Below are 23,041 nucleotides of genomic sequence, written 5' to 3'. Positions count from 1 at the left end.
ATGACGGAACCCTCCGGCGGCAGCAGTGACACGCCCAGACGCCCCGTAGTGGTGCCCGCAATCGCTCTGACGGCCTTCACGGCCGTCGGCATCACCGCCCTGCTCGGCGGTCTGCGCGAGGCCCCGGAAGAGCCGGAGGCGCTGGGCCCGGGCGCGGTGATCGACCAAGGCCAGTTCACCACCAAGGTCGTCGAGTCCCGCGTGACGGTGGAGCGTGCCCAGAACCGGTTCGAAGAGGACAAGCGGTTCGTGGACGTGGTCTTCGACGTCAAGAACAACGGCGACGAGACCGTCCCCGTCGGCGTCCCGCCCCAGAAGATCGAGTCCGCCTTCACCCTCGCGTCCTTCGCCGGCTCGCTCGTCAAGATCGACCCCGTCTTCCCCAAGGACGCCGGCCCCTACGTCTTCGCCCGGAGCAAGGGAGACGAGTCCCGCCAGCTCCACCCCGGGATCACCAGCCAGGTCGTCCTTCGCTACCGGCTCAAGGACACCGAACAGCCGCCGCAGAAGATCTCTCTCGACGTGGCCGCCTTCGAGTGGGAACCCGACTTCAACAACGTCACCCCGCGCTGGAAGATGGTCGCCACCGAAGTAGGCGACAAGTGGCTTCCCGACATCAAAGCCCGGGTGACCTTGTCGGTCAAGGAAGGTGACGCAGCGTGACCGACACGCAGCAAAGATCATCCGTGGCGCCCGGCCGCCGGGGCCGGCGAGCCGGACGCCGCCCCGCCGGCGCCTCGCGGCTGCTCAGCGCCCTCGTCGGGCTCGTGCTGGCCGGGGCCGCCATCATGCTGCAGACCATGTACCTCGACGAGGGCGAGCTGAGCCTGCCGCTGACCTACGTGGGCGACAAGGGCGAGGACGTGGACGCCAAGCGGTTCACGGTGCGGGTCGACTCGTACCTGACCGCCAAGTCGATCGAAAGCGCCACCAACAAGACGATCGGCACCGACCACCTCTTCCTCGTCGTCAACGCCTCGGCCAAGTCCAGCCTCAAGCCTTACAAGCTGGGCCAGCCCGTGCTGATGACCGAGGACGGCAAGAAGTTCAGCGCAACCGACCGGGTGGACAGCTCGCAGACCCTCTCGAACGTCTGGGTGCAGCCGGACATCTGGGTCAGCGGCCGCTACTTCTTCGAGGTGCCGGCGTCGGCGCTGCCGGGAGCGCGGGTCGTGTTCGCGATGCCCCCGACCTTCCTCGTGGAGTCGTACCAGCCGGAGGTCGAGGTCGACCTCGGCCTGGACGAGGCTGCCGCGCGCAAGCTCGCCACCTCGCCTCAGGACGTCTTTTCGATGGCTAAGAAGTGAGCGCAGGGATGAGTACGAACGACGAGCGTGACTGGTTCGCGCCCAGGAAAGACCGGCGCCGCGAAGAGGACCCGCCGCCGCCTCCGCCCAGCCAGACGGCCCCGGCGGGGCTCGGCGCCCACTCGGGCCGCTTCCCTCCCGGGCAGGTGATCCCGCTCGAAGAGGGCATGTATCCCGATCTCACTTCGGGTGAGGGCGCACGCCGCAGCCCCGAGGAGACGGCGCCCGTGCCGAGGGTGCCGTCGGGCCCGGCTCCTGAGACCGCCCCCGTACCCAGGGTGCCGTCGGGCCCGGCTCCTGAGACCGCCCCCGTACCCAGGGTGCCGTCGGGCCCGGCTCCTGAGACCACCCCCGTACCCAGGGTGCAGGGGGCCCCGGACGGCGAGACCGCGGCCGTGCCGCGGCTGCCGTCGGCGGGCGAGGTGCCGTCCGGCCGCGAGCGGCCTGCCCGGCGCGGCGGGCGTCGCAGCCGCGAGGCACCGCCGTCCGGCTACGGCACACCACCCCAGGGGCAGGAGCTACCGCCCACCCCCGGCTCCCCCTACGGCCAGGAACTGCCCAGCCCTTCCCCCTACGGCCAGGAACCCAGCCAGGGCTCCCCTTTCGGGCAGGAACCGACCGGCCAGTATTCGTTGTTCGGGGCGGGCGGGCGCGCCGGGCAGGGTGGTGACGTGGCCGAGCAGGGCGTACGTCCCGAGCAGGGCACGCGCCCCGAGCAGGGCATGCGTCCGGGGCAGGGGGCCGCGCGGGGGGTGCAGGGACAGGCGGCGTCCCCACGGCATGGGACGGCGGGCGCTCCTGGCGTGCCCCAGAGCCGGGCCCGGCATCGGCTTCCGGACCAGCAGGTATGGCCTCCCGCCTCCCGTGAGCCGCAGGAGGGCCTCACGCAGCCGCTGCCGGCCGTTCCGTCCACCGCCGACCAGCCGCCGTCCCCATACGACCAGCCGTCGCCACAGCCTTCGCCGTACGACCAGCCGTCGCCGTACGGCGGCTCGCCGGCCGGATCGCCACCTCAGGGCGTTTCCGGGGCGGCGCAGGCCGCCGCCGCGGGCGCCGGGGCGGCAACGGTCGCCGCGTCTCATACTGCCGGGCCAGGCGGGTTGCCCCAGCACGCCGATCCCGCGGCCGGCGGGCCATCGGCGGCGCTCGCCCAGCACCGTACGCCCCATCCCGACGATCCCCAGAGCGGACCCCAGGGCGGACCCCAGGGCGTCCCTCAAGGCGGACCCCAGGGCGTCCCTCAAGGCGGACCCCAGGGCGTCCCTCAAGGCGGACCCCAGGGCGTCCCTCAGGGCGTCCCTCAGGGCGGGCCCTACGATGGCCCCCAAAACGGCCCTCAGAGCGGTCCTCAGGGTAGTTCGCAGGGTGGCTCCCCGGGCGGGGCTCGCGAGAGGGCTCAGGACGGCGTCCGGGGCAGGGCGCGAGCGGGCGGCGGGAGGCGTTCGGCGAAGGGGTCGCGCAACCGCAAGGTCCTGATCGCCGCCGGGGCCGTGGTCGTGTCGCTGCTTTCCATGGGCGCGCAGACGGTCGACGGCTACCTGTTCTACGAGAAGGTCTCCGCGCAGGAGACCAAGGAGGTCGTCGTGGCCGCCGGCCAGGCGGGCACCGTCCACAACATCGAGTGGACGGCCTCGGTGGCACCCATGAAGGCGCCCGCGGGCAGCAAGCACGGCCCCGAGGTCACCTGGCTGAAGGTGGGCATCACCAAGAAGGTCGTCAACGAGTCGAGCGCCACCATGACGGCTCCGCCCAACGAGATCAGGCTGACGGACCGCGCGGACCGCACGTGGACCGTGGAGCTGCAGGACGGCGAGCGGCCGACGGACCGGCTGGTGGTGGGCAGGACGTACAAGATCGACGGTGTGGCCATCGTGCCGACGCCGGTGGCGAACGAGGTCGAGATCTCGTTCAGGCCGAGCGGCTACCGTTCTGACACGCCGGTGGAGGACCTGTTCGACAGGGAGGCCATGGAGAAGGCGGAGAAGGACGACACGGTGCTGCGGTTCCGGCGGCGCTGAGCCACTCGTCCCCAGGGTCCCAAGGGTCAGGCGGCGCTGAGTCGCTCGCCCTCGCAGGGCTCAGGCGTCGCTGAGCCGCTCGCCCTTGGCGCGGGCTCTGGTGGCCGCGATGTCGAACGTGGCCGCCAGAAGCGCCATGGTGAGCACGGTCGTGATCATCTCGCGCAGGAAGCCGACGGGCGGCCCGGCGAAGGCCCACGTCCACTCCGCGCGCGAGCCGATGAGGGCCCGCAGCCCCCGGTCGCCGTACTGGGCGGCCACCGAGATGGCCACGTAGCACAGGCACAACATGCCGAAGAGCGGCGCGCCGCCGTTGAAGACCATCCGCAGGGAGTTGGCCAGCGGCACCCAGCGCTCCCTGAATCCGATGGTGACCTGGTCGAACGACTTTTTCGTGAGGTCGTGGCTGGACTCGAGGCGGTCCACGCCGCGCTCCAGGCGGGTGCCCTTGAACAGGGTGCGGGTCTCGTCGGAGAAGGCGCCGTAGACGAGCATGGCCACGGTCAGCCAGGCCAGCGGGACCGCGACCGCGTCCAGGAACAGCGGCCAGATCTCCCCGAACGTGCTCGTGATGCCGTCCCACAGCGGCACGTTCTTCTGCGCCTCGGACCAGACCTCCTTGGATCCGGCGACGACTGTGCGGTGCTCCATCCACTCGGAGCGCGCGTCGGCGATGGCGACGGTGGCGTTCAGCCCGTAGAACATGAACGCGAACTCGGAGAAGGCCGCGGCGAAGCCGTAGAACCTGGTCTTGCCCTGCTCCACGAGCTTCGCGAAGAGCGTCTTCAGCCCGAACATGACGACCATCGCGCCGAGCGACACGCGCCAGTCGAGGTCGACGAGGCCGCGGCCGACCTGCGAATCCTCGCCGAACCAGGACGCGTCCGTCATTTCATCGAAGTTGTGGAACAGGTCCATCTGGTAGATGTCCCTGGCGTCCTCGGTGTGGAATCCCCACGCCAGGTAGAGCACGGCGAAGGCGGGGGCGACCCGGTCCAGCGTACGGAAGAAGCGCTCGTCGGCCACGCCCTCGCCGGCCCTGGCGCGCATCTCCCACAGCGCGTTGCGCAGGCAGTAGAGCATGCCGGCGGTGACCGTCACCGCGGACATGACGACCAGCGTGAGCATGGTCATGACGGCCACCAGCCGGAGCTGCCGGAAGTCGCCGTAGGCCACCTCGGTGGCGCCGTACATCAGCACGAAGCGCACCAGCTCGCCGGCCGCGAACCAGAAGATCAGCGGCACGGCGCATCTGCCCACGAGCCGTAGCGTGTGCAGGGGCAGCGAGTACGGCGACGGCATCCGCTGAGCCGGCGTAGGCCCAGGTCGGGGCGGATCCATCACACCTGTCGAACCGGACATCTGTCGAATCGTATCGGTCTGTCCCTTCTGCCGCAGCCGCAACTCCCTGATTGCGTGCACGATCAGTTCCAGGGCGGTGACACATGAGTGACGTGTAAGCCGACCCCGGCAACGTATGCGGCCCGTGAAGGTGCGGCTCGCCGATCGGCGCGGGGGACGCGTATCCGGCGGGGCCGCGGTGACGCTGCGGAGCACGCGCCCCCCGCACGCGCGAAGGCCCGCGTCAGGAAGACGCGGGCCTCACGGGAGAACGGGCTCAGACGGCCACGGCGAGCTGGGCGACCTCGCCCAGCTTGGCCTCGACCTGGACGTCGCGGGTGACGCCGCCGCCCGCGATGATGCGTACGGTCCAGTCGCCGGGAGCGGCGAAGAACCGGAAGACGCCGTCGTCGGAGACCACGACCTCGCCGGTGAACTCGCCGGACCCGTCGAGCAGCCGGGCGTAGGCTGTGCCGGCACCGGTCACCACACCCTGGATCACGGCCTGGTTGGACAGATCGATCCCGGCCGGCAGCGCGATCGTCTGCTCCGGCGCTCCGCAGCCCTGTGCAGCGCTCGTCATCAGCGGGCCTCCCCCAGCTCGATCGGCACGCCCACGAGCGAGCCGTATTCGGTCCATGAACCGTCGTAGTTCTTCACGTTGTCCTGCCCCAGGATCTCGTGCAGAACGAACCACGTGTGCGCGGAACGCTCGCCGATGCGGCAGTAGGCGATGGTGTCCTTGCCGAAGTCGACTCCGGCCTCGGAGTAGAGCGTGCGCAGGTCGTCGTCGGACTTGAACGTGCCGTCGTCGTTGGCGGCCTTGGACCACGGGATGTTGCGGGCCGTGGGCACGTGGCCGCCGCGCTGCGCCTGCTCCTGCGGGAGGTGCGCGGGGGCGAGCAGCTTGCCGGTGAACTCGTCGGGCGAGCGCACGTCGACCAGGTTGAGCTTGCCGATGGCGGAGACCACGTCGTCGCGGAAGGCGCGGATCGCGGTGTCCTGCTCGCTGGCGACGTACTGGGTCTTGGGCCGCTGGGGCACGTCGCGCACCAGCTCGCGGGAGTCGAGCTCCCACTTCTTGCGGCCGCCGTCGAGCAGCTTGACGTTGTCGTGGCCGTAGAGCTTGAAGTACCAGTAGGCGTAGGCGGCGAACCAGTTGTTGTTGCCGCCGTAGAGCACGACGGTGTCGTCGTTGGAGATGCCGCGGTCGGAGAGCAGGGCCTCGAAACCGGTCTTGTCCACGAAGTCGCGACGCACCGGGTCCTGCAGGTCCTGCTGCCAGTCGACCTTCACGGCGCCACGGATGTGGCCCTTGTCGTAGGCGCTGACGTCCTCGTCGACCTCGACGAGAACGACTCCGGGGGTGTCGAGGTTGGCCTCGACCCAGTCGGCGTCCACCAGGGCGGCGGAGCGGCTCATTGGGATACCTCCATGTTGGCAGCGGGCGTTAGACGACGAATGAGCAGGTACATCTCGCAGCCGAGGCAGAATCCGAAGGCTGCGTTGAGGAATGCGGCGAGGAGAGCCGCGGCCGTGGCCGCCAGGGCCAGCGGCACGATCCCGGTGAGAAACCCGACCAGGCCCGCGACCGCGAAGACCAGCCCGGCCAGCTGCGCGAAACGCGGCGGGCGGGCGTCTTCCGTCTCCTTGGGCGCGCTCTTGACGAACGCCTTGAAAAGCATCACATAGGGCGAGCGGCCGACGACTCCGAGCGCGAAGACCGCCGCCTGGGCGGCGAGAGGCCAGACGCTCTCCGTCACCAGGACGGAGAACAGGACCAGCGTGGTGATGGCCGCGCCGAAACGCAGCGCTCTAGGGTCGGCACGCATCGTGGGATGCTCCTGAAGGGGTCGACTGGAGCGGATCGGATATCCGCGAGATCGTCCTCAGGCAGCGCGACAGAGCGCGGTGGCGACGCGGCAGAAGTCAACCGCGCGCCGCTTCGTCAGCAGCTCTGTCGATGGGTTCATGTTCATGACCCTACTCGGCGTCTCGTCATCTGTCACTTCTCGTCCGGTTATTGAGACTATCCGTCTGGTACGCGGACCGGCCACGACGTCGTCACCCGGGCGGCAGGGCGTCGGCCACCGCGGCCAGGACGTCGGCCTTGCGGGGCTGGCCCGAGGCCCTCTTGACGACGGTGCCCGCGGCGTCGAGCACGAGCACGGTGGGCGTGCGCATGATGTCGAGCCGGCGTACGAGGTCGAGCCGCGACTCGGCGTCGATCTCGACGTGGCTCACCCCGGGCACGAGCGTGCTCACGTCGGCCAGGATCCGCCGGGTGGCCCGGCACGGCTGGCAGAACGCGGTGGAGAACTGCACCAGCGTCGCCCTCTCGCCCAGCCCTTCGCCCAGGTCGGCCCCGGTCAGCCGCTCCGTCAGCCGCTCCGTCAGTCCCCCGGACGGCTTCTCGGGCTTTTCCCCGGGCGACCTCTCGGGCAGCCGCTCCCCGCCCACGTCACGCATCCTTCCGCCGCGGCGCAGGTGAACCACGCCGATCACCGCACCGAGCGCCAGCGTGGCCAGCGCCACCCACAGACCAGACATCCCTGGGTGCAACCGCGGACGGCCGCGATTACTTCCGCACCGGGATCCGTACGAGCGCCTTCCCGTTCTCGTCGACGAGCTCGAACCTGGCGATGTCGCCCATGGGCAGCGACGTCGTGCTCTTGAAGGCGGCCTTGTCCTGGTAGCGGACGTCCCAGCTCCCGGCGGGGTCGCGCCGCCCGTCGCGGGCCACGACGACGAGCCGGGCGGTCGTGCCGGCCGGCACGCCGTCGACGCTCACGCTCAGCTCGGTGCCGCCGTCGCCGGGGAAGGCCGTCACGGTGGCGCGGTAGCCCTTGGCGCTGTTCTCGCCGGCGAACGGGCGGCCCGCGACCGCCCTGTCCGACGACTTCGGCACGGGTGCCCTGCTCGGGCTCGGCTTGGAGTCGCTGAAGAGCTCCGGTCTCGACTCGGCCTTCTCCTGGGCGGACCGCGACGATTGAGCGACCGCGGGCGCGGCGGCCGAGTCTTCATGGCTGGCGGTGTTGACCGTCGTCCAGACCGTGCCGCCCACCACGAGCACCGCGGCGGACGCGGCGACCGCCATCAGCGCGCGGCCACGCCTGTTGCGCCTGGCGCGGTCGTTCAGCAGCCGGTGGAGCACCTGGCGAGGGGGGCTGGACACCAGCTCCACATCGTGTTCCGACACCTTGCCGAGGAACGACGCCACGCCCTCGAACTCGACCAGCTCGGCGCCGCACGCCTCGCAGGTCGCCAGGTGGTCGTCGATCTCCAGTGCCTCGTCAGGGTCCAGCGCGCCGAGGGCGTGCGCCCCCATGGCCAGCCGGATCTCTTCGCACGTCATCATGGCGCCAGCCCCCGCTCCTCGAGCGCCAGTTTCAGGGCGCGCAGCGCGTAGTAGGTGCGCGACTTGACGGTGCCCGGCGGGACACCGAGCGTCGCGGACGCCTCCCTCACCGACCGCCCCCGGTAGTAGACCTCCAGGAGCACCTCGCGGTGCTCCGGCCGCAGCGCGGCCAGCGCCTCGGCCACGGACCAGGACTCGACGGCCCGCTCCAGCTCGTCGTCGGCCGGTATGACCGCCAGGGCCTCGTCGCTGGTCTCCTGCGGCCTGGCCTTCCTGGCGCGGTGCTGGTCGAAGACGAGATTGCGGGCCACGGTGAACAACCACGCCCTGATCGGCCGGTCGGAGAGCGCCTCGGGATGCCGCCAGGCCCGCAACAGGGTCTCCTGCACGACGTCCTCCGCACGCCCCGAATCACCGGTCAGCCTCAGGACATAGCCGTAGAGCGGCCCCGCGTGCTCGTCGAAGAGGGTCCTCACGAGTTCCTCGTCGGCCGTGCCGGCTGCGCTCACAGGATCCTTCCCCCCGTGAGCTCCGCCCTGGCTCGCTCGCTGCGCTCTCTCACGTCCCTCATCACGTACGCGAGGGCGCCGCGGTTCATCCTTATCCACGAATCGGCACGTCAGACGCTTCGGCCGAGAACTCCAGCCCGTCGGCCACGTTCTTCACCCCGGTCACCTTGACGTCGAAGGGCAACTTTCCCTTGAACGGGATCGTGTACGAGATGAACCGCGCGGCCTGGTCGGGCACGCCCTCGATCTTCTCCGCCTGGAGCCTGAGGCCGCCGTCGGCCACCTCGACCGTCATCTCCGCCTCGAACGTCACCTTCTTCACTCCGACCGTCACCTCACCCGATGCGACGAGCCGCTGCCCGTTCCCGCTGATCTTCACGCCGCGCGGGGCGAACTTGTCGATCGTGGCCCTGGTCAGCGTGCCGTTGACGGTCACGCGCCGGGCTCTGATGTCGGCTCTGTTCTGCAGGACGTCGGCCAGCGGGGCCGTCACGTCGTGGGCGGCGCCCCGCAGGTTCTGGACCGGCACGCCGGCGTAGGTCAGCGTGCCGAGGTCGAAGCGGACTTCCGGATAGTGCCCGGACAGGGCCTGGGTGAGAAAGGGGATGCCCTCGATGGTCACCGTCGGCGTGCCGGACAGATCGCCGGCCGCCGCGATCCTGTTGGCGAGGTCGCGCTGCACTCCTGCCACGGCGACCCTGTCGACGGCGACAAGGATGATGAATAGCACGATCAGAGCAATGATCAGCTTCCGCATGGGGCTCCCAGTCTCAAGCGGGGGTCAAAAGAGCCTACCGATTCCTTCCCCGCAGGAGACGGCGATCACCCGCCCGCGAAGGGCGGCAGCACCTCCACGGTCGCGCCGTCGCCGAGGACCACCTCGTGGTGGGGTCGCCTGCCGACGGGAAGGCCGTCCACGAGGAACGAGGACCGCCGGACAACCCGTGCCAGATCGGCGCGATTTTGTGTGATTTGCGTCATGAGTTCGTCAAGAGTGACCGCGTCGAAGGATTCTTCCGCAACGCCGGCCGCCTCCTTGGCGGCCGCCCAATAACGTACTTTTCCCCTGGCCATGGGCACCTCACAATCCCTTTAATCCTATTGTGCGTCGCCCTTAACACGCATGTTTCCGGCGACGCCCTGTTCATCCCGAGGACGCGCAATGGACACCACTTACCCGTGAGATATCCTCGCCTACAGGACTCGGGCGACGTAGCCCCCGGGTCCTTGCGCGTTTGAGGAGGCCCTGATGAGCAACTTGCTCCTGCTGACCAACGCCCTCGAGCCATCCGCCGAGGTGCTTCCGGCGCTGGGGTTGCTCCTCCACTCGGTCAGGGTCGCGCCCGCCGAGGCGTCCGCGCTGATCGACACCCCGCCCGCCGACGCCGTCCTGGTCGACGCGCGCAAGGAGCTCGTGCAGGCCAAGAGCCTGTGCCGGCTGATCCGCACGACCGGCATCGACTGCCCGCTCCTGGTGATCGTGACCGAGGGCGGGCTGGCCGCCATGAGCGCCGAGTGGGGCGTCGACGACGTGCTGCTCGACAGCGCCGGGCCGGCCGAGGTAGAGGCGCGCCTGCGCATGGCCACCGGCCGCATCTCCCAGGCCGCCACGGAAGACGCGCCCGACGAGATCCGCAGCGGCGACCTGGCCATCGACGAGGCCACCTACACCGCGCGGCTGCGCGGCCGGGTGCTCGACCTGACGTTCAAGGAGTTCGAGCTGCTCAAATACCTCGCGCAGCACCCCGGCAGGGTCTTCACCCGCGCCCAGCTGCTGCAGGAGGTCTGGGGCTACGACTACTTCGGCGGCACCAGGACGGTCGACGTGCACGTGCGGCGGCTGCGCGCCAAGCTCGGCACCGAGTACGAATCGCTCATCGGCACGGTCCGCAACGTCGGCTACCGCTTCGTCCCCGACCGGGCCGACACCGCGCACGTCTGATCCGCACGATTGACAGCGGGCTCACCGCTGGCGTCCACTGATGTGACAGGTTTTCGTTGGGGCTGTTTCACGCCTGTCATGTCGAGGACACCGCCGTCCTGAGGGGATGTGTGGTGCGGGGTGGGTCTGTTCAGGTCACTGGTCGACGAGGGCGCCAGGCCGCGCGTCTACCGGCGGGGCGAGATCATCTGCTCGCCGTTACGGCCGGCCACCTGCGTCTTCCTGATCGAGCACGGTTACGCCCGCGAATATGTGCCCGCCGGCGACCGTGAGGCCGTCCACGACCTGCGCGGCGACGGCGACCTCGTGGGCGAGCTGGCCTTCTGGAGCGCCGCCGACCGGGTCAGGATCGACGCGTTGACCGAGGTGCGGGCGTGGCCGATCGACCTGCGCCGGCTGCGCGAGCACGCCTCCGCGAGCCCGGCCGTGGCGACCGCGCTGGTGCAGGAGCTGTTCGCCAGGAACATGGCGGCCCGCAGGCACGAGGCCCTCGCCCGCGCCCCCGTCGCCGCCCGCCTGGCCGTCTGGCTGCTGCACCTCGACGAGCGTTACGCGCTGGCCTCGGAGTCCGCACCGCCGCTGTCCATGGAGACGCTCGCCGACCTCGTGGGCAGCTCCCCCGACGTGGTGCAGCGCCGGCTCACCGAGTGGGCGCGGCGCGGCTGGCTGGTCCGCACCGGCTACCGGCGGCTGCGCGTCGAGGACCCGGTCGCGCTGCGGGACGCCGCGGGCGGCTGGGAGCACCTGTCGGCGCCCTGGGAGGGGCACGTGACGCCGTTCCTGGCCCGGCCAGGAGCGCCGCCCGCCGGGCAGTTGCCGGTCGCCGAGGTGCCCGTCCCCCGCCAGCTTCCCGCCGACGTGCCCGACTTCACCGGACGCCAGCAGAGCCTCGACCTGCTCACCGCCTGGCTGGAGCGGCCCCGCAGGACCAACACCATGGTCGTGCAAGGGCTCCCGGGAGTCGGCAAGACCGCGCTGGTGACGCGCTGGGCGCACCTGCACGCCGACCGGTTCCCCGACGGGCAGATCGTGATCGACCTGCGCGGGCAGTCGCCGGGCCTGCCGCCGATGACCTCCGCCGAGGCGCTCGGGCAGATCCTGCGCTCGCTCGGCATCGGCGAGCACATGCCCGCCTCCGACGAGGCCGAGCTGATGTTGCTCTACCGCAGCAGGATCGCCGGGCGCCGGCTGCTGCTCATCCTCGACAACGCCGCCGACCCCGGGTTGGTGCGGGCGCTGCTGCCGGGCAGCAAGGACTGCGTGGTGCTGGTGACCAGCCGTACGCGGATGGCGCCGCTGCACGCCACCGGGCACGCCGACCTCATGGACGTGCCGGTGCTCGACCCGGGCAACGCGGTGGCGCTGCTCGTGGCGGTGCTCGGCAAGAACTCGCCGCGGGCGGCCGACAGGGACGCGCTGGCCGAGCTTGCCAGGGTGTGCTCGTACCATCCGTTCGCGCTGCGCATCTCGGCGGCCAAGCTGGCCGAGAACCCCGGGCTCAGCGTGCAGGCGCGGGTGCGGGAGCTGCGCGTCCCCGACCGGCCCGCGGCCGGCGACCCGGAGGAGGCGTTCAGGTCGGCGCTCGACCTGGCGTACGAGTCGCTGGGCCCGGCGCAGCGGCGGGCGTTCCGCCACGTCGGGCTGCTGCCCGGGCGGGACTTCGCGCCCGAGGTGCTGGCCGCCGCGCTCGGCGTGCCGGTGAGCGAGGCCGTGCTCGCGCTGGAAGGGCTGCACCGGGCCTACCTCGTCGAGCCGCTGGCCGGGCCGCGTTACCGGGTGCACGACCTGGTCAAGCGGCTGGCCAGGGAGCTGGGCAGGCACGCGGAGGCGGGCGTACGGGAGGCCAGGGTGCGGCTGCTCGACCACTACCTCGCGGTCGCGACCGAGCCGGGAACGCCGCGCGGGTGGTTCGAGGCCGAGCGGCGCTCGCTGGTCTCGGCCGTACGGCTGGCGGAGGAGAGCGGCACGCACGGGATGGCCTGGCGGCTGGCGGAGGCCGTTTTCGAGCCGTTCAGGAGGCTGCGCTACTACGAGAACAACCTGGAGATCCAGCAGGCCGGGCTCACCTCGGCGATGCAGGTGAGCAACCGCCGGGCCATCGCGGTCATGCGCAGCAACCTGGGCTCGATCCACCGTGACATCGGCCCCTCGACGCTGGCGGCCAGGTTCATCGGCGAGGCGCTGGCCGACTTCGCCTCGCTCGGCGACGGCGCGGGGCGGGCCAAGGCGCTCAACGACCTGGCGGAGGTGCACGGCATCGCGGGCAACACCGAGGACGCGCTCAAGTGCGCCGGCGAGGCCCTCGACCTCTACCGGGACATCGGCGACCTGTCAGGGGTGGCCGGCTGCCTGCACACGCTCGCCCGGCTGCGCCTGTCCCATGCGCGCTACGAGCCGGCGCTGCAGTACGCCCGCCAGGCGCTGGACGTACGGGAGAAGCTCGGCGACCGCAGGGGCACCGCGCAGAGCCTGATCATCATGGCCAGGGTGCAGCAGAACCTGGGCGAGCCCAACGCGGCGCTGTCCGAGGGCCTGGAGGCGCTGTCGATCTGCCACGAGCTGGGCGACGAGCACGCCGAGGCCGAGACGCTGCTCTGCCTCGCCGAGATCTACGACCTGCTCCGGTTGCAGGAGGACGCGCAGCGCGACGCCGAACGGGCACTGGCCGGCTACACCGCGACCGGCGACCAGCACGGCTGCGGGCGCGCCCTCAGCGCGCTCGGGCGCATCGCCCGCAACAGCTCCCGTTACGACGAGGCCCTCGCCCACTACGAGCAGGCGCTGGCCGTGCAGGTGGAGCTCCACCACGAGCAGGGCAGGGCGGAGACCCTCGGCGACATCGGGCTGGTGCACTGGCGGCTGGCCGACTACCTGCGCGCCGACGACTACCTGAACCAGTCGCTGATGATCAGCCGGGTGATCCACGACGAGCCGGTGGAGGCCCGCATGCTCAACAGGCTGGCCCGGGTGCGGCGGCGGCAGGGCCGGCCGCAGGTGGCCTTCGTGTACGCGCTCGAGGCCCTGGACATCGTGCAGGGCACGGGCAACCGGCGGGCTGAGGCGGACGTGCAGGAGACGCTGGCGTACACGTACCTGTCGCTCGGGCAACACCAGCCCGCGCTGCGGGCGGCCAGGGCGGCGCTGCTCATCAGGGAGGAGCTGCGCGACAGCCGGGCCAGTGCGCTGCTGTCGATGGCGCAGGCGCTGCACACGGCGGGCGAGCCGGCGGCCGCGCTGGCACTCGCCAGGGAGACGGTCGAGTTGCAGAACGAGACCGGCACCAGGGACAGGTGGGCGGCGGCGCTCACGACGCTGGCCATGGTGCTGCTCGACCTCGACCAGGCCGACGAGGCGCTGGTCCACGCGAAACAGGCGAAGGACGTTCATCAGGAGTGCGGGACGCGGCGCGACCTCGGGTGCGCGCTGCGGGCACTCGGGCTGATCTCGGCCCGGCTGGGCGACAGGGCGGCCGCCGCCGAGCAGCTGAGGGAGGCCGTACGGACGCTCGAAGAGGTCGGGGACGTCATGGAGGCGCGGCAGGTGGCGGAAGAACTCCGCCGCCTGACCTGAAAGGCCGTCAAAAGTCGGGAATTTCCGGCGGTGAGGTCGCAGATCTTTCCCGGATTCTGCCGTTAGCTGGTGCGACCAGCTACTCCAGCGGAGGTGATCCGGATGCTCAAGAATCATCTGCGTCGAGACCTGCAGTGGCTCAAGCGCCAGGCGCGAAAGGACCGGCGGATCACCGCCGTCCTGCTCGCCGGCGTGCCGGCCTTCTGGGTTCGCCAGCTCTCGCCGTGGGAGACCGCCGACGGGGCGCCCTTGATCCTGCTGGCCCTCTCGTTCGGGCTGATCGCAGGGTCGGCGATGGCCTGGCTGGCCTCGGCCTACTTCGTCACCAGGACCCTGCGCACGCGCAAGGAGCCGGCGGAGGAGCTGCGCTGGGTCTCCAGGATCAGCAGGGCCAAGGAGTGGGCGTTCTGCTCGCTGGCCGGGTGCGTGGCCTGGCACCTGCTGCAGTTCGTCACGGCCCTGGTGCTGCTCTGAGCCGCGGGCCTGGCGGGAGCGGCGGGACGTGGGGGGCGTCCCGCCGTCTCATTCCAGCAGGGCGTGTTCGAGGGCTTCGACGCGGATGCCCGTGCCCGTGTGGACGAACTGGACGATCTCCGCCGTGTCCAGCTCCGCCGTGCCGAGCGCGAGATCGGCGTGGGCGTCGCACCACTCGACGAGCCGGCGGGGATCGGCGAGCGGGCCGGCGAAGTGCACGAGGCTGACGTACCAGCGGTCGCGGACCCGGCCGTGCTCCAGGTCGCGCACGCCCCGCGACTCCAACGCGTGGGCGAAGCGCTTCCACAACGTCACCAGCGTGTCGTCCTCCGGGTGCCCGCAGACCAGCACGCCGCCCGGGTGCGGGCTCACGCCTCTCAGGCGCACCCTGGCCCTCGGCAGGCCGTCGGCGGCCTCGGCCAGCGCGGCGGCGTAGGCGCGGCGGAGCGGGTCGTCCTCGGGGATGCGGGCGCGGTACGGCTCCAGGGACCTGAGCGTGACGTGCAGGGCCCGGCCGCCGTGCACCCAGTGGCCCGGGGCCTCGATGGTCGCCGACAACTCCGTCAGGCGATCGGCGATCTCCCGCTGGGGACGGAGCACGGCCGCGGCGCCCCAGCGTCTCGCGCCCTCCACCATGGGGACGTCGTGGGTGGCCCGGCCGGCCAGCAGGGCCGCGCGCCCACTGGCCCGAAACTCGGCGAAATCGGACATCCGAGCAGTATGCCAGCATGGCACTCATTCGTAGGCGGCCTCGGGGAAGGCCGCCTTGTGCGGGCCGTTGTCCGGGTCGAACTCGTAGCGGATCCTGGCGCAGTCGTCGAGCAGCGCCCCCTGCAACGTCCTCAGCTCCAGGTGCCTGGTCCGCTCGAACTCCTTGGCCAGCACCTCCTGCCGCCGCCTTCCCTCGTCCAGCGCGGCACGCAGCTCCTTCATGTCCCTCCGGTAGGACCCCTTGCCGCTGCCGCGGCTGATCTGCAACATCCCGAAGGCGCCGAAAACGCGCGACAGCGACTCCAGCTCCTGGGCGAGCGGATCGGGCAGGTCCGCACCGCGCTCGCCGGGCAGGCCGCGCGCGCCCGCGATCAGGTCCACCAGCCCTCTGGCGATTCCCCTGAGCTGGCTACAGGCGTGGTCCAGGCAGGTGGCGGCCTCCGCGACCTGGCGCAGGCGGGTGTCGTACCGGCTGCGCCGCAACGTCAGGCGCACCGACTCCGCCGCCTGGTCCGCGGCCTCCTTCGCCTCCTCCAGCCGTTGCGAGAGCGTCCTGGCCCGCTCCAGCCACTCGTCCGCCATGTCGCGGTCCCACTCGCCGCCCAGCCCGCGCGCCATGTCCGCGGCCAGGTCGGCCAGCTCGCCGGAGAGCCCGCACAACTCCGTCGCCGCCCGCTCCACGTAGCGCGGCGGAAGGATCAGCAGGTTCGCCGCCACGCCGATGAAGGCCCCGATCAGCACGTCCGCGAGGCGGGCGAAGCCGTACGTGTTGCCCAGCGCCAGCACCAGCAGCGCCGTGATCGGGATCTGCACGTTCTGGGCCGGCAGGTTCAGCAGCCGGGCCAGCACCAGACCGGACGAGATCAGCACCGCCAGCGTCAGCTCGTTGGCGCCGAGCAGCCAGATCACCCCCGTGGCCGCCGACACACCCACGATCACCGCGCCGACCTGCTGCAGCCCTCTCACCAGAGTGCTGTACGCGGTCGCCGACACCGTCAGCAGCACGCCGATGGGCGCCAGCACGGGCACGTCCACCTTCAGCACGTGGGCCGCCAGCCACCAGGCCAGGACGCAGGCCCCCGTCACCTTGAGCGTCTGGACGAACGACTCGCGTTCCATGCGCAGCCAGCGCCCCAGGCCCAGACCGCGGGCCCGGCCGAGCGCCGCCTTCCCACCCGAGACGATGCGCTGGAGCGGGGCGCCGTACCGCTCGTGCCGGCGCCCCGATTCGGTCTCCATGTCCCATGCCCTGCCCAGCCGGGCAGCGGATAGAGCTGGGCGAACAGGGGTAGCGGGCCAGCAGGCTGTGAGGGAGGTGTGGCACGTGCCCGGCGATCTGGTCGTCCCCGGCGGCGCTCGGGGAGTGGTGCTGTTCGTGCACGGCAGCGGCAGCGGCCGCCTCAGCCCGCGCAACCGTTACGTGGCCGGCGCGCTCAACGAGGCGGGGCTGGCCACGCTGCTGTTCGACCTGCTCACCCCGGAGGAGGAGACGCTCAGGGCGAACGTCTTCGACATCGGGCTCCTGACCGGGCGGCTGCTGGAACGTACCGCGTGGGTGCGCGAGCAGCCCGCGACGGCGGGCATGCCGATCGGCTACTTCGGCGCCAGCACCGGCGCGGCGGCGGCGCTGGCGGCGGCGGCCGAGCCCGGCAACCTGGTCGCCGCGATCGTCTCACGCGGCGGCCGGCCCGACCTGGCCGCGGAGAAGCTGGCCGCGGTACGCGCCCCCACCTTGCTCATCGTCGGCGGCAGGGACCCGGTCGTGCTGAGGCTGAACGAGGAGGCCCAGCGGCGGCTGAACGCCGAGAGCCGGCTGTCCGTCGTGCCGGGCGCCACCCACCTGTTCGAGGAGCCCGGCGCGCTCGAGATCGTGGCCGACCAGGCGAGCGACTGGTTCACCGGCCACTTCTCCGCACTCAGACGGTGATCGTGCCCAGGGTCTTGCCGTCCGAGGTCTGGATCGTGAAGTGGTTCAGCTCGTCCTGGGGGAGGCTGGTGCCGCCGTGCAGCAACATCGGGTCAGGCGACCCGGGCACGCCGTACCCCGCCGCGGGGACGCCCCAGCTCGCCACGACCTCGGAGCGGCCGTCGTCGCCCACGGCCATGAGCCGGCACTGCAGCGGACCCTTGACGCCCTTGAGCTCCAGCGCGACGTGGGTTCCCCAACCTTTGTCCTCCAGGCCGATGACGCTGGACACGCCGGTCGCGGAGTCGGTGGCGGAATAGGTGTTCCCGGTCATGAGCAGCGCGCGGGCCGGGCTGTGGACGCTGTCGGGGTTCGGGCCGCCCATGAAGGAGCTGCCGGCCAGGAAGACGCCCGCGGCCACCACGAGACACGCGGCGGCGGTCATGAACGTGCGGTGTAACCGGCGGCGACGGCGCTCCGCGATCGCCTTGCGCACCAGGACCGACTCCACCTGCGGGTCCGGCGGGCTGGGCAGCAGGTCGTCCGGGTGCACCCCTTTGATCAGCTCCCCCACCTCCGTGAACGACCCCACCTCCGCGGCACAGCTCCCGCAACCGGCCAGATGGTCCTCGAAAGCGGCTTTCTCCTCCTCGCCGAGCAGGCCGAGCGCGTACGCGGCCACGTCCTCGTGACGCACCTCCGTCATGGCAGCGTCACCCCCCTTACGTCGTGACGCACCCTTCTCACGGCAGCGTCACCCCCCTTACGTCGTGACGCACCACGCTCATGGCAGCGTCACCCCCCTTTCCTCGAGCGCCACGCGCAGCGCGCGCATGGCGTAGTACACGCGGGACTTCACCGTGCCCACCGGCACGCCGATCGTCTCCGCCGCCTCCTGGACGGTGCGGTCCAGCAGGAACGTCTCCGTGAGCACCTGGCGATGGGCCGGAGAGAGCGACAACATCGCCTCGGTCACCACGATCTCCCGTAACAGGCGCTCGTCCTCCGCGGCCACGGGCTGGGCTCGGTCCTGGATGTCGTCGACCGTGTCGAGGGGACGCGTGCCCGAGCGGCGGTGGTCGTCGATGACCACGCGGCGGGCCACCGTCGCCAGCCACGGCATCAGCGAGCCGGTGTCGGTACGCAGGTCGTGGAGGTTGCGCCAGGCGCGTACCAGGGTCTCCTGCACGACGTCCTCGGCCCAGCGCCGGTCGCCGCCCGTCAGCCGGATGGCGAAGGCCATCAGGGGGGCGCCGTACTCGCGGTAGAGGGCTCGGACCATGGCTTCGTCCGTTACGCGGTGATTCACAAGGGGGCGGACTCCTTGCGCTGCGGCTATCACGAAATCTCGCGCTAGGTACGCTGGTATTGAGAATTATTACTCTAGCCACCGGCCAGGCCCAGGGCAGGTAGTTTGCCCCATTCGCCATCCAGCTAGATTTAACCGGTAAGTCGCGTTAACTCCCCTGTTCGATCATGGTCTGGCTCCTACCGTCCGGAATGCCCGTCCGCCATTGACGGGCTCCGCCGCCCCCCGGACCAGCGTTCGGCCTCCAGCAGCAGTTCGCGTACCGTGGCGCGGCGGTCCTCCCACGGGTCGCCGAGCAGGGCGCGTACGACGTCGATCGCCGCCGGGCGGGACAGCGCGTTCGGGCGGCGGCACTCGTCGATGACCACCCGCAGTTCGGGCACCGGCCCGAGGTAGGGACGCTCGCCGTCGCGGACCGGCCGCCCGGTCGCGGCGAAGACGATCACGTCGGCCCAGTCCCTGACGTCGGCGGAGGGGAACTCGCTGCTGCGCGGCCCCGGCGCGAAGAACGCCCGCCCCTCCGGCCCGATCATGACGTTGCCGGGGTTGAGCCGCAGCCCCGCGATCCCGCCCAGGTGCAGCCTGGCCATGGTGGCCGCGGTGCCCAGCGCGAGCAGGTGCAGCGCCTCTCCCCTGTACGGCCCCGCCGACCTGACGACGGCGACGAGCGGTTCGCCCTCTCCCAGGTAGTCGCGTGGCAAAAGGGCCAGTCCGTCGCTCCATCCCAGAAAGTCCATCGTCGCCCTCCTGGCAGCCGGGGCCCGGGCCCGCCGGCGTCCCGTTCACGGGCACCGCCGAGCGCCGTTTCGTCAGGGGGTACGACGGCCGGCCCGTGCGGGTTCAACCGGATCACGCGGGTGGACGGAACTGTTATGACACTACCCAAAGAGGAGAAAAGTAGGAAAAGTAGGTATAGTCGCATTTGAGTCACCAAGGAAGAGAGCGGAGCGCGATGGCCGGGAAGATGATCGAAGGGCCGGACGGCCGCTACATCGTGGGGACGGTGAAGATCGGCGAGAAGGGCCAGATCGTCATCCCCAAGGACGCGCGCGACCTGCTCGGCATCCAGCCGGGCGACACCCTCCTCGTGCTGGTGGACACCGATCAGGGCATCGCGCTGGTCGACAACGAGCGCTTCCGGCGCTTCGCGACAGGAGTCCTCGCCGTACAGGACGACCCGCCCGCCGACCCCGAGGAGCCAGGCCGGTGACCGGCTACCGCAACCCCTACGAGGGCCGGCGCGACCCGCTGCCGCCCGCCCTCGCCGAGGCGGGCTTCCACCAGGAGCTCGCCGACCTCGACGGGGTGCTGATCAACTACGTGCGGGGCCCGGAAACCGGCCCGCCCCTGCTCCTGATCCCCGGCCAGATGAGCCTGTGGAGCAGCTACCGCAAGGTCATGCCGGAGCTCGCGCGGCAGTTCACGGTGTACGCGATCGACGTCCGGGGGCACGGAAGCTCCTCGTGGACGCCCGGCGACTACTCGTGGGACTCCGCGGGCACGGACATCGCGCGCTTCCTGCGGCAGGTGGTCGGGCGGCCCGCGATCGTCAGCGGCAACTCCTCGGGCGGCGTGCTCGCCCTGTGGTGCGCCGCCCGGGTCCCCGGCCACGTCGCGGCGGTGGTCCTGGAGGACCCGCCGATCTTCTCGGCCGAGATGCCCCGCTTCCGCGACCGCGACCGCTGGGTCTACGGCAGCCTCAAGCACACCGTGGAGGTGCTCGGCGACCTCGACCGGCAGCGCGTGGCCGACGTCTACCGCCAGGAGATCCCCGTCGGGGAGAACAAGACCATCCGGATGCCGGACCGCTTCGTCGACCTCCTCGACCGCCTGGTCACCCGGCACCGGCGCAGGCACCCGGGAAGCCCGGCCTCGCTGGGCGTGCGCTGGTTGCCGGGGTCTCTCGACGAGCTGATCCGGTCGGCGTCGATGTTCGACCCCGACTTCGCCAGGGCGTTCGTCGACGGCCGCTTCTACGGCGACTTCTCGCACGCGGCCGCGCTGCGGGCGACGACCGCGCCCGTCCTGCTGCTACACGCCAACTGGAACCGGTTCGGCGAGTACGGCCTCGTCGGCGCCATGGACGACGAGGACGCCGCCCGGGTGCGCGAGCTCGCCCCTCAGACCGTCTACCGCCGGATCGACGCCAGGCACGTCATCCACGACCACAAGCCCCAGGAGTTCGTCACCGCCGTGACCGAGTTCGCGGCCGTCCTGCGCGGCTCGCCCGCCTCTTGACGCGCCCGGCGGCCGTGCCGGGTCACGCCACGGCGTCAAGCTCGCGGAAGGCGGCGCGGTAGGTGCTGGGCGAGGTCCCCACGGCGGCGTGGAAGTGCTTGCGGAGGTTGGCGGCCGTACCGAGCCCTGCCTGCTCGGCCACCTGGTCCACGGGCAGGTCCGACTCCTCCAGGAGCTCCCTGGCGCGCTCGACGCGCTGCTGGGTGAGCCAGGTCATCGGGGTGGTGCCGACCTCGTCACGGAAGCGCCTGGTGAAGGTGCGCACGCTCATGGCCTCCCGGGCCGCCATCTGGCGCAGGGTGATCGGCTCTCCCAGCCGCCGCAGGGCCCACTCGCGCGCGGCCGCGGTGGAGGGCGACGACGGCTCCGGCACGGGGTGGCGGACGTACTGTGCCTGCCCGCCCTCCCGGTGCGGTGGCACGACGGTGCGGCGGGCGACGTCGTTGGCGACGGCCATGCCGAAGTCGCGGCGGATCATGTGCAGGCACAGGTCGATCCCCGCGGCGCACCCCGCCGACGTCAGGACGTCGCCGCTGTCGGAGTACAGGACGTTCGCGTCCAGCTCCACCTGCGGAAACAGCCGGGCGAACCGGTCGGCGTAGCGCCAGTGCGTCGTGGCGGCCCGCCCGTCGAGCAGACCGGCGGAGGCCAGGACGAAGGCGCCCGTGCAGATCGAGGCCACACGGGTGCCAGGGCGGATGCGGGCGAACGCGCCGGCGAGCGGCGCGGAGAGCGCTGGCTCCTGCTGCTCGTAGTCCTCGTAGGAGGACAGCACGATCACGGTGTCGGCCTCCGCCAGCGCCTCCGGACCGTGCTCGACGTTGACGGTGAAGTCCCCGTCCGTACGCACCGCGCCGGGTCGCAGGGCGCACGTGACGACCTCGTAGAGCGGCGCCCCGCTCGCCGACGCCCCCGCACGGGCCTGCCCGAACACCTGGTGGACGATGCCCAGCTCGATCGGCAGGGTCATCTCGCGGGCGAGTACGGCGACGCGATGGCGTACGGGACGGGAGAAAACTGAACCCATGGGCCATATTGTTGCGCATGTCGGCTATCCAGCCACTCGTCGGGGCGTAACCACGCCGAAAGGCTGGAGCCATGGTTCAGCACGTACAAACCTCGTTGGCCGCACGCACGGGCCGGGCGTGGGTCGTCGCCGCCGTCGCGGGCGCGGCCATCGTGGCAGCAGGCGCCTTCACGACCGTCCCCGGTCTCCTGATCTCTCCCCTGCACCACGAGTACGCCTGGGACCGCGGCCAGATCGCCCTGGCCGCCTCCGTCAACATGATCTTCTTCGGCTTCACCGCGCCTTTCGCGGCGGCCCTGATGGAGCGCGCCGGCATCCGCCGCGTGGCGGCGGGCGCCATGCTGCTCGTCGCCGCCGGCGCCCTGCTCACCACCGTGATGGCCGCGCCCTGGCAGCTGGTCGTGTACTGGGGTGTCCTGATCGGCCTGGGCAGCGGCTGCCTGACCATGACCTTCGCCGCCATGATCACCGGCCGCTGGTTCGTCCGGCGTCGCGGGCTGGTCACCGGCGTCCTGAGCGCGTCCAGCCATCTGGGGCAGCTGCTCTTCCTGCCGCTGCTCGCCTGGTCGGTCGACCGGTTCGGCTGGCGGCCCCCGGTCGTGACGCTGGCCCTCGTCGCCCTGGCCGTGTCGGCTCTGGTGGCCCTGTTCCTGCGCGACCACCCGGCCGACGTCGGCGCACCGCCGTACGGGGGCGCGCACGTCGTCGCCAAGCCCGCCCCCGCCCGGGGCGCCGCGCGCCGCACCGTGACGGTGCTCGTCGACGCCGCCCGCACCGGCACGTTCTGGCTGCTGGCCGGCATGTTCGCCATCTGCGGCGCCAGCACCAACGGCATCATGTGGAGCAACTGGGTGCCCGCGGCCCACGACCACGGCATGCACGCGACCGCCGCCGCGTCGATGCTCTCCCTGATCGGCGTCTTCTCCGCGCTGGGCGCCGCCGTCTCCGGCTGGCTCACCGACCGCTTCGACCCCCGCCACCTGCTGGCCTGCTGTTTCACGGTCCGCGCGCTCACCCTGGTGGCCCTGCCGATGGTGCTCTCGTCGACGGTCCAGCCCTCCCTGATCGCCGTCGTGGTCGTCTACGGCCTCGCCGACGTCGCGACCGTCCCGCCGGTCATCGCGCTCGCCCAGCGCCGCTACGGAGGCGACGGTCCCATCGTCTTCGGCTGGGCCAACTCCGCCCACCAGCTGGGCGCGGGCGCCTCGGCCTTCCTCGGGGCCACGGCCCGCGACCTGTTCGGCACGTACGACGCCGTCTGGGCCGTGTTGTGCGCGGCCTGCGTCGTCGCCGCCCTGACCGCACTGGCCGTACGCGTTCCCCGGGGTTGA

25 protein-coding genes are annotated in these 23,041 nt (G+C 71.4%); 10 read left to right on the top strand and 15 right to left on the bottom strand.

Translation table 11 applies throughout. The features are described 5' to 3' along the window. Genes ABGB01_RS30225 through ABGB01_RS30215 form a run of 3 tightly spaced genes read left to right on the top strand, consistent with a single transcriptional unit; the run spans position 1 to position 3,325 of the window. Positions 1-663 carry a hypothetical protein gene (locus ABGB01_RS30225; protein ID WP_347776921.1) on the top strand — a complete coding sequence of 221 codons (663 nt, stop codon included), beginning with the start codon at positions 1-3 and terminating at the stop codon, positions 661-663. Further along, positions 660-1,307: a hypothetical protein gene (locus tag ABGB01_RS30220; protein ID WP_347776920.1), complete on the top strand. Its 648-nt coding sequence runs from the start codon at positions 660-662 to the stop codon at positions 1,305-1,307. Before ABGB01_RS30225 ends, ABGB01_RS30220 begins: the two co-directional genes overlap by 4 nt. A gap of 8 nt (positions 1,308-1,315) precedes the next feature. Further along, positions 1,316-3,325, top strand: coding sequence for a hypothetical protein (locus tag ABGB01_RS30215; RefSeq protein ID WP_347776919.1), 2,010 nt, complete (start codon positions 1,316-1,318; stop codon positions 3,323-3,325). A 60-nt stretch (positions 3,326-3,385) separates the two neighbouring features. On the opposite strand, the gene ABGB01_RS30210 is transcribed toward ABGB01_RS30215, so the two are convergent. From ABGB01_RS30210 to ABGB01_RS30170, 9 genes are all read right to left on the bottom strand, one after another. Then, complete coding sequence (locus ABGB01_RS30210) at positions 3,386-4,585, bottom strand: hypothetical protein (RefSeq protein WP_347776918.1); 1,200 nt, start codon at positions 4,583-4,585, stop codon at positions 3,386-3,388. Positions 4,586-4,943: 358 nt separating this feature from the next. Further along, positions 4,944-5,249: a DUF1416 domain-containing protein gene (locus ABGB01_RS30205; RefSeq protein WP_132337667.1), complete on the bottom strand. Its 306-nt coding sequence runs from the start codon at positions 5,247-5,249 to the stop codon at positions 4,944-4,946. Next, positions 5,249-6,088 (bottom strand): sulfurtransferase, encoded by an 840-nt coding sequence (locus ABGB01_RS30200; RefSeq protein WP_347649720.1) that lies wholly within the window; start codon positions 6,086-6,088, stop codon positions 5,249-5,251. The genes ABGB01_RS30205 and ABGB01_RS30200 overlap by 1 nt, the downstream gene beginning before the upstream one ends. Further along, positions 6,085-6,498 (bottom strand): DUF4395 domain-containing protein, encoded by a 414-nt coding sequence (locus tag ABGB01_RS30195; RefSeq protein WP_347776917.1) that lies wholly within the window; start codon positions 6,496-6,498, stop codon positions 6,085-6,087. The genes ABGB01_RS30200 and ABGB01_RS30195 overlap by 4 nt, the downstream gene beginning before the upstream one ends. Positions 6,499-6,730: 232 nt before the next feature. Further along, the gene (locus ABGB01_RS30190; RefSeq protein WP_347776916.1) at positions 6,731-7,216 is read right to left on the bottom strand and encodes a thioredoxin family protein; all 486 of its coding nucleotides are present in this window, start codon (positions 7,214-7,216) and stop codon (positions 6,731-6,733) included. Between the two features lie 28 nt (positions 7,217-7,244). Continuing rightward, positions 7,245-8,024, bottom strand: coding sequence for a zf-HC2 domain-containing protein (locus tag ABGB01_RS30185; RefSeq protein ID WP_347776915.1), 780 nt, complete (start codon positions 8,022-8,024; stop codon positions 7,245-7,247). After that, positions 8,021-8,533: a sigma-70 family RNA polymerase sigma factor gene (locus tag ABGB01_RS30180; protein ID WP_347616946.1), complete on the bottom strand. Its 513-nt coding sequence runs from the start codon at positions 8,531-8,533 to the stop codon at positions 8,021-8,023. Before ABGB01_RS30180 ends, ABGB01_RS30185 begins: the two co-directional genes overlap by 4 nt. A 91-nt stretch (positions 8,534-8,624) precedes the next feature. Further along, positions 8,625-9,290 (bottom strand): DUF2993 domain-containing protein, encoded by a 666-nt coding sequence (locus tag ABGB01_RS30175; protein WP_347776914.1) that lies wholly within the window; start codon positions 9,288-9,290, stop codon positions 8,625-8,627. A gap of 65 nt (positions 9,291-9,355) precedes the next feature. Next, positions 9,356-9,607: a MoaD/ThiS family protein gene (locus ABGB01_RS30170; RefSeq protein WP_347649725.1), complete on the bottom strand. Its 252-nt coding sequence runs from the start codon at positions 9,605-9,607 to the stop codon at positions 9,356-9,358. 175 nt (positions 9,608-9,782) lie between these two features. On the opposite strand from ABGB01_RS30170, the gene ABGB01_RS30165 reads away from it, so the two are divergent. The 3 genes from ABGB01_RS30165 (at position 9,783) to ABGB01_RS30155 (ending at position 14,519) form a co-directional block, all read left to right on the top strand. Next, positions 9,783-10,475: a response regulator transcription factor gene (locus ABGB01_RS30165; RefSeq protein ID WP_132599964.1), complete on the top strand. Its 693-nt coding sequence runs from the start codon at positions 9,783-9,785 to the stop codon at positions 10,473-10,475. 120 nt (positions 10,476-10,595) lie between these two features. Next, positions 10,596-14,045, top strand: a complete 3,450-nt coding sequence (locus ABGB01_RS30160) for a tetratricopeptide repeat protein (RefSeq protein WP_347776913.1) — start codon at positions 10,596-10,598, stop codon at positions 14,043-14,045. Between the two features lie 102 nt (positions 14,046-14,147). Continuing rightward, positions 14,148-14,519 (top strand): hypothetical protein, encoded by a 372-nt coding sequence (locus tag ABGB01_RS30155; RefSeq protein WP_347776912.1) that lies wholly within the window; start codon positions 14,148-14,150, stop codon positions 14,517-14,519. Between the two features lie 48 nt (positions 14,520-14,567). On the opposite strand, the gene ABGB01_RS30150 is transcribed toward ABGB01_RS30155, so the two are convergent. Both ABGB01_RS30150 and ABGB01_RS30145 read right to left on the bottom strand, forming a co-directional pair. Then, positions 14,568-15,230, bottom strand: coding sequence for a hypothetical protein (locus tag ABGB01_RS30150; RefSeq protein WP_347776911.1), 663 nt, complete (start codon positions 15,228-15,230; stop codon positions 14,568-14,570). 24 nt (positions 15,231-15,254) lie between these two features. After that, positions 15,255-16,469 carry an FUSC family protein gene (locus tag ABGB01_RS30145; protein WP_347776910.1) on the bottom strand — a complete coding sequence of 405 codons (1,215 nt, stop codon included), beginning with the start codon at positions 16,467-16,469 and terminating at the stop codon, positions 15,255-15,257. A gap of 85 nt (positions 16,470-16,554) precedes the next feature. Here ABGB01_RS30145 and ABGB01_RS30140 point away from each other — a divergent pair, with 85 nt between their 5' ends. After that, entirely contained in the window at positions 16,555-17,157 is a 603-nt protein-coding gene (locus ABGB01_RS30140) for an alpha/beta family hydrolase (RefSeq protein WP_347776909.1), read from the top strand. On the opposite strand, the gene ABGB01_RS30135 is transcribed toward ABGB01_RS30140, so the two are convergent. From ABGB01_RS30135 to ABGB01_RS30125, 3 genes are all read right to left on the bottom strand, one after another. Next, positions 17,147-17,842, bottom strand: a complete 696-nt coding sequence (locus ABGB01_RS30135; protein WP_347776908.1) for a zf-HC2 domain-containing protein — start codon at positions 17,840-17,842, stop codon at positions 17,147-17,149. The genes ABGB01_RS30140 and ABGB01_RS30135 overlap by 11 nt on opposite strands. Before the next feature lie 78 nt (positions 17,843-17,920). Further along, positions 17,921-18,418 carry a sigma-70 family RNA polymerase sigma factor gene (locus ABGB01_RS30130; protein WP_132599997.1) on the bottom strand — a complete coding sequence of 166 codons (498 nt, stop codon included), beginning with the start codon at positions 18,416-18,418 and terminating at the stop codon, positions 17,921-17,923. Positions 18,419-18,624: 206 nt separating this feature from the next. After that, positions 18,625-19,182, bottom strand: a complete 558-nt coding sequence (locus tag ABGB01_RS30125; protein WP_347776907.1) for a hypothetical protein — start codon at positions 19,180-19,182, stop codon at positions 18,625-18,627. A 215-nt stretch (positions 19,183-19,397) separates the two neighbouring features. Between ABGB01_RS30125 and ABGB01_RS30120 the strand changes: the two genes are divergently transcribed. Further along, positions 19,398-19,655, top strand: a complete 258-nt coding sequence (locus ABGB01_RS30120) for an AbrB/MazE/SpoVT family DNA-binding domain-containing protein (protein ID WP_347776906.1) — start codon at positions 19,398-19,400, stop codon at positions 19,653-19,655. Continuing rightward, positions 19,652-20,683, top strand: a complete 1,032-nt coding sequence (locus ABGB01_RS30115; RefSeq protein WP_347776905.1) for an alpha/beta hydrolase — start codon at positions 19,652-19,654, stop codon at positions 20,681-20,683. The genes ABGB01_RS30120 and ABGB01_RS30115 overlap by 4 nt, the downstream gene beginning before the upstream one ends. Before the next feature lie 22 nt (positions 20,684-20,705). Here the strand turns inward: ABGB01_RS30115 and ABGB01_RS30110 are convergent, their stop codons facing one another. Continuing rightward, positions 20,706-21,710, bottom strand: coding sequence for a helix-turn-helix domain-containing protein (locus ABGB01_RS30110; RefSeq protein WP_347776904.1), 1,005 nt, complete (start codon positions 21,708-21,710; stop codon positions 20,706-20,708). A gap of 71 nt (positions 21,711-21,781) precedes the next feature. On the opposite strand from ABGB01_RS30110, the gene ABGB01_RS30105 reads away from it, so the two are divergent. Continuing rightward, complete coding sequence (locus ABGB01_RS30105) at positions 21,782-23,041, top strand: MFS transporter (RefSeq protein ID WP_347776903.1); 1,260 nt, start codon at positions 21,782-21,784, stop codon at positions 23,039-23,041.

It is taken from the genome of Nonomuraea sp. B5E05, from assembly GCF_039880665.1.
In the GTDB taxonomy this organism is placed as follows: domain Bacteria; phylum Actinomycetota; class Actinomycetes; order Streptosporangiales; family Streptosporangiaceae; genus Nonomuraea.
This window is presented reverse-complemented; position numbering and strand designations above follow the sequence as displayed.